General features: G+C 58.0%; 6 protein-coding genes. 5 read left to right on the plus strand and 1 reads right to left on the minus strand.

Features of this window, described 5'->3' with window-relative positions; genetic code table 11:
* The first annotated feature begins 30 nt into the window (after positions 1-30).
* The 5 genes from TX72_RS04700 to TX72_RS04720 all read left to right on the plus strand — a co-directional run bounded on the left by TX72_RS04700 (position 31) and on the right by TX72_RS04720 (position 4049).
* Entirely contained in the window at positions 31-450 is a 420-nt protein-coding gene (locus tag TX72_RS04700; RefSeq protein ID WP_011127811.1) for a hypothetical protein, read from the plus strand.
* A gap of 84 nt (positions 451-534) precedes the next feature.
* A complete protein-coding gene (locus TX72_RS04705) occupies positions 535-1242 on the plus strand; it encodes a response regulator transcription factor (RefSeq protein WP_011127812.1) in 708 nt (235 codons plus the stop codon).
* A gap of 52 nt (positions 1243-1294) precedes the next feature.
* Positions 1295-2392, plus strand: a complete 1098-nt coding sequence (locus TX72_RS04710; RefSeq protein ID WP_011127813.1) for a sensor histidine kinase — start codon at positions 1295-1297, stop codon at positions 2390-2392.
* Positions 2389-3141 (plus strand): pseudouridine synthase, encoded by a 753-nt coding sequence (locus tag TX72_RS04715; protein ID WP_011127814.1) that lies wholly within the window; start codon positions 2389-2391, stop codon positions 3139-3141. Before TX72_RS04710 ends, TX72_RS04715 begins: the two co-directional genes overlap by 4 nt.
* Complete coding sequence (locus tag TX72_RS04720) at positions 3132-4049, plus strand: helix-turn-helix domain-containing protein (protein WP_011127815.1); 918 nt, start codon at positions 3132-3134, stop codon at positions 4047-4049. Before TX72_RS04715 ends, TX72_RS04720 begins: the two co-directional genes overlap by 10 nt.
* 728 nt (positions 4050-4777) lie before the next feature.
* Here TX72_RS04720 and TX72_RS13805 read toward each other — a convergent pair.
* A complete protein-coding gene (locus tag TX72_RS13805; protein ID WP_148228769.1) occupies positions 4778-5224 on the minus strand; it encodes a hypothetical protein in 447 nt (148 codons plus the stop codon).
* Positions 5225-5296 lie beyond the last annotated feature (72 nt).

Consider the following 5296-nt stretch of genomic DNA (forward strand, 5'->3'; position numbering starts at 1 on the left):
GTCGCGCCTTCCTAGCCATCTGAGGCATCGATGCCCGAGGAGATCACCGCTGAACAGCTCGAGATGCTGTTGCAGATGGCCGTGTTGCCCCAGCCTCCATACCTGATGGCTGGAGTGGGTCTGTTGATGGGTGTGCTTTGCGGGCTGACCTTTGGCCGTCAGGTGCAGGACAAGCTCGATGGCTGGAAGCAGGATCGTCTTCCGCTTCTGCCCCTGGCCACAGCGGAGATCAGCCTCAGCTTCACCGGCATCCTGATCGGGATCACCCTGTTCATCGGATGCTGCCTGCAGATCTTTGGCTTCGCCGCCGGTGCGGCGCTCCTGGTGGCCCTGCTGCTGTCGTTGCTCACCGGTGGTGCTCTCTTCGCTCAGCTGGAGCGATTGATGATGCAAGTGGAGAGCGGCAACTTCAAGGCCGTTGACTTCGACAACTTCGACGAGTTCTTCTGACCCGACGTTCTTGGTGAATGACTCGACCAAGGCCGTCTGGATTGTCAGACTGCCGATGTCTTGACACCAACAGGCGTGATCGCCATGCCCGCCGCTGTGGCCACCAGCAGACTTCTCGTGGTCGAGGACGATGACAGCATCCGTGAAACGGTTGGTGAGGTTCTTCGTGCGGAGGGATATGACGTTCTCACCTGTGGTGACGGGGCTGAAGCTCTGAATCTGTTCACGAGTGAGCCCGCTCAGCAGGTGGACCTGCTGGTGCTCGACCTGATGCTGCCCGGCCTGGGGGGGTTGGATCTTTGCCGTGAGCTGCGGCGCATAAACAACAACACCCCGATTCTGGTGATCAGCGCCCGGGACAGTGAAACCGACCGCGTGCTTGGTCTTGAAGTGGGGGCTGACGACTATCTGGTGAAGCCATTTGGCCTCAGAGAGCTGGTGGCCCGTTGCCGGGCCCTGCTGCGTCGGGCTCAGCAGGACCCCTCGGTTCTTCCCGAGATCTACAGCCACGCCAACCTTTGCCTGTACGTCAACGAGTGCCGCGTCACCCGTGATGGGAACGACCTCAATCTCTCCCCCAAGGAGTACAAGATCCTCGAGCTCTTCCTTCAGCACCCGAAACGGGTCTGGAGTCGTGATCAATTGCTGGAGAAGATCTGGGGAATCGATTTCGTCGGCGACACGAAAACCGTGGATGTTCACATCCGCTGGCTGCGGGAGAAGATCGAGGAGCAACCCTCTTCACCTGAATTGATCCGCACGGTGCGGGGCTTCGGCTACCGGTTCGGCTGAGCAGCAGGTGCTTCTTTCTTTTCTGATCGGGTTCGGCGCGGGCGCTGCGACCATGTCGGTCATCCAGCGTCGACGGCTGCGGCGGGCGCGGATTGCTGAAGACGAGGACTGTCCTGGTTTCCCTCCGGGAGTGCTCAACGCACCACAACTGTTGGCCTGGATTGATGCCGCGACTCAGGGCTGGTTGATCCTGTCGCCGGATCTGTCCATCGCTTACATCAACGCCCGGGCCGAGCGGTTGCTGCACATTTCCAGGAACCTTCTTGTGCGTGGCATGCCGATGGATCAGGTGCTGTCGATTCCTCAGCTCGAGGAGGCGATCATCAGCACCCGCTATCAGCAACGCCCTCAACGCAGCGAGTGGGAGCAGTTGGGGGAGCCCCTGGAAGCTTTCGTGCTGCCGGGATCCGATGAATGGCTTCTGGTGCTGATTCAGAGCCGTCAGTCACTGGAGGCACAGCAACAGCAGCAGGAGCGCTGGGTCAGCGATGTGGCACATGAGCTCAAGACACCGCTGACGGCCCTGATGTTGGTCAGCGACAGGCTTGAGATGGCCGTGGACGGCACGGACACCGTGCTGGTGCAGCGCCTGCAGCGGGAGTTGCGGCGGCTGCAGCTGATGGTGGAGGACCTGCTGGAGCTGTCTCGCCTGGAGAACAGCCTGCCCCAGGAGAGCAGCAGTTACACCGCCATCACCCTGGAGGATCTTGTGGACAGTGCCTGGGCCAGCATCCGTCCCTTGGCGGAGGAACGCGAGGTGACGATGGATCTGGATCGAAGTGAAACAGGGCCAATGATGGGTGATCAGCGGCGACTGCACCGGGCGGTGCTCAATTTGCTGGACAACGCCCTGCGGTATTCCCCAAACGGTTCCAGCGTGGATGTCTCCATCGTTCCCAGTGGAGGCTGGTGGTTGCTCAGCATCCGTGACCATGGTCCTGGATTGAGCGACTCCGACCTCGGCGGCATGTTTCAGCGCTTTTACCGAGGCGATCCATCCCGGGCCCGTTCAGCTCGCAGCGGCAGCGGCCTCGGGTTGGCCATCGTGCAGCAGATTGCGGTGAATCACGGTGGTCGCATCGAAGCGCGCAACCATCCCAATGGCGGCACCTGCATGGAATTGGTGCTGCCTAAGAGTTTGAGCGCGTGACCCGGCAGCGGTTGCAGAAACTGATCGCCGCCGCTGGCCTGTGCTCGCGGAGGACCGCTGAAGATTGGATCGATGCCGGTCGGGTCAAGGTGGATGGCCGCATCTCAAGCCTTGGTGATCAGGCGGACCCTGAAAGCCAGCTCATCCATGTGGATGGCAGGCCGTTGAGTTTCCGCGGGGAGCCCACCGTGCTGCTGATCAACAAACCAGCTGGCGTGATCAGCACCTGCCGCGACCCCCGCGGGCGGTCCACCGTTCTGGATCTGTTGCCGCAGCAGCTGCGCCAGGGACTCCACCCCGTCGGTCGTTTGGATGCCGACAGCCGCGGCGCCCTGCTGCTGACGGACTATGGCGATCTGACGTTGCGGTTGACTCACCCCCGCTATGACCATGCCAAGACCTATAGGGTCTGGGTGGAGGGGACCCCGCTTGATACCAGCCTGCAGCGCTGGCGGCAAGGGGTCACGCTGGATGGCACACGCACCCGATCCGCCGAGGTTCGGGTGCTGCAGCGTCGCTCCGACCGCACGCTGCTTGAGGTGGTTTTGCTGGAGGGTCGTAACCGTCAGATTCGTCGTGTTGCCGAGCTGCTAGGCCATCCGGTTGTTGACTTGCAGCGAGTGGCCATTGCCGGTTTGCGCCTTGGGGCGTTGCCGGAAGGTCGTTGGCGGCGGCTGAGCAGGGGAGAATGGACGCCAATGCTTGATCGGGGCGAACCCCGCGCCTCTCAGCACGGTTCATGCGCCTGACGTTTCTGCGCCCCTGGCGGCGTCGCTCCCGTTCCCAGGAGACAGTTCCAGATCAGCTCTCCAGAGATGAGCAGCTGCGGGAACTCGGCCAGATGATGAAGCAACACCGGGAAGCTGAGGGCCTGACCCTGCGGGAGCTGGCCCATGAAACCAGGATCACCACGCCCGTGATTGAGGCCCTTGAGCGCGGCTGGTCCGATCGCTTACCGGAGCGTGCCTACCTGGCTTCGATGCTGCCGCAGCTTGAGCGGCGGTTGGCGCTGATGCCGGGGGTGCTGGAGCCGGTTCTTCCCCCTGCTGTGGACCGACAGCGTCAGTTGAACTTGTCGCAGCGACGCTTCACGCTCGGCAGCATCGATGTATTCACCACCTGGCAGGGCAGTGTGGTTTATGCGCTGTTGATCGGCCTGAGTGTGCTGATGATCAACCGTCAGCAGCAGAACCTTGCCCTGCGCAACAGCCAGAGCCTTGAGCCGGTTCGCGCTGACCTGCGTGGCCTGGATCAGACCGCCGTCCTTCCCGGTGGTGATTCCCAGCTGAAAGCCCTGCGGCCGCTGGATCAGGCCCGGCAACGGCAGCCTCTGGACTGGTTGAACGCCGCCGGTGGCCCGCCCTTGTCACGTCCTGGAGTGCTCACCCTGCAATTGACGCAGCCGCGGCAATTGCAATTGTCCAGTGGTGGCGGTGATCGGCTGCAACTGCAGCTGCAGGCCGGCACGGCGACGTTGCAGCTGCTGGCCCCTGTGCAAGTGGTGGTTACACCTCCACTGGATAAGGCTGATCAGCTGCTGTGGAATGGTCGGGTGCTGCAGGCCGATACGACCATTCCGGGCACCTATCGGGTGGAAGCGCCTGGGGCGGCACGCTTGGCTCCGTTATGGCCCCAGATGGACTCCCCTTCTCCTTGATGCAGCGCGAATTTGATCGTTCAACAAGGGTTTTTCAGAATCTGGGATTTTTGAGCTGACGGAGAGTTCCTCGCCGATTGTGGTTTTTCGAGATGCTTTGCTGAGGAGAGTTGTTTGGAGATTCGGAGGTTGTATTCAACGTGGAGCTGATCAGGGTCTTTGTCTAATTCGATGGTTTGTTCATCGTTAGGGGAAATTGGTCTCAAATGAGCAAACAGTTGCTGGAGATGAGCTTTGCTGTTGGCGGGTGGCTATCCGAGCACAGCGAAGACCAGTGTTTATGCGGTGGCCTTCTGGGTAGCAACTCCGTCCTTGTGCAGAAGATGACCATCGACAGGAATAGGTTTCACCCCTTTTCGCTTATTGTGTGGCTGCTTAAAGCACAAATCAGCATTGGGATTAGACGTACTTGCAGCTTTAAGGCATACAGGACTCAGACTTGGGTATTGCTGAAGTATAAATTAATTAATTTATTGGAGTTGAGTGGTTAATATTGTAAGTTGTGCTCTGGCCGGGGATAGGAATGTGCCAGGGTTTTACAGTTGTTTGTGGAGGAAATTGTTGCGTTGTTAGATTGAGGTGCCGAAGCTGGAAATAATAGAATTAGCAGTGTAATTAGAAAGATTGGACTTGTATTTTGACTCTCATGAGCTATATGTTGGTGCTGGTATTTACTGAGCTAACCATAAAAAGCTCTATATTTTTTTATTAGTGACGTATCGGCGTGCTTATTTGACAATATTGCCTTCGAGTTTCTTTATTCTAGCTTCAATACTTTTAAGCTGGGAAACAATTTCTTCAAAATCTTCTCTATAGATAGCTGTAGCCGTCTCCAACTGCTCGACTGACTTTGCCAAGTTGTCAACTTCTGGCGAACTGGTTTGAGTACCTATTAAATTCTCTTCCGGGGTATCAAGAATGCTTCCTTGAGAGCCTAAATACAATTCAGCCAATCTTTCTAAAACTTTTGTGTATTGACGCGACTGATCACGGCATAAGCTTTTAAAGCTCTCGAGCGTCTCAGGTGAAAAATTCGCATTGAACGAACCTGCGCGTGCTGGTGCCATGAGTTTTACTTCAGTTATTGGAACAATAACGGCGCCCCACCGCAGTTGGTGGGGTTTGGGGTAGGTCTGTAGATACCGTAACGCAAGGTCTCCAGCACCTGTCGGCATCTCGACACCCTTTTGGGACAGTTGGGAGCTTCATAGGCGATAATGGATACAAGTGGCTACGTGTACCCACCA

The sequence above is a fragment of the Parasynechococcus marenigrum WH 8102 genome, assembly GCF_000195975.1.
Classification (GTDB): Bacteria; Cyanobacteriota; Cyanobacteriia; order PCC-6307; family Cyanobiaceae; genus Parasynechococcus; species Parasynechococcus marisnigri.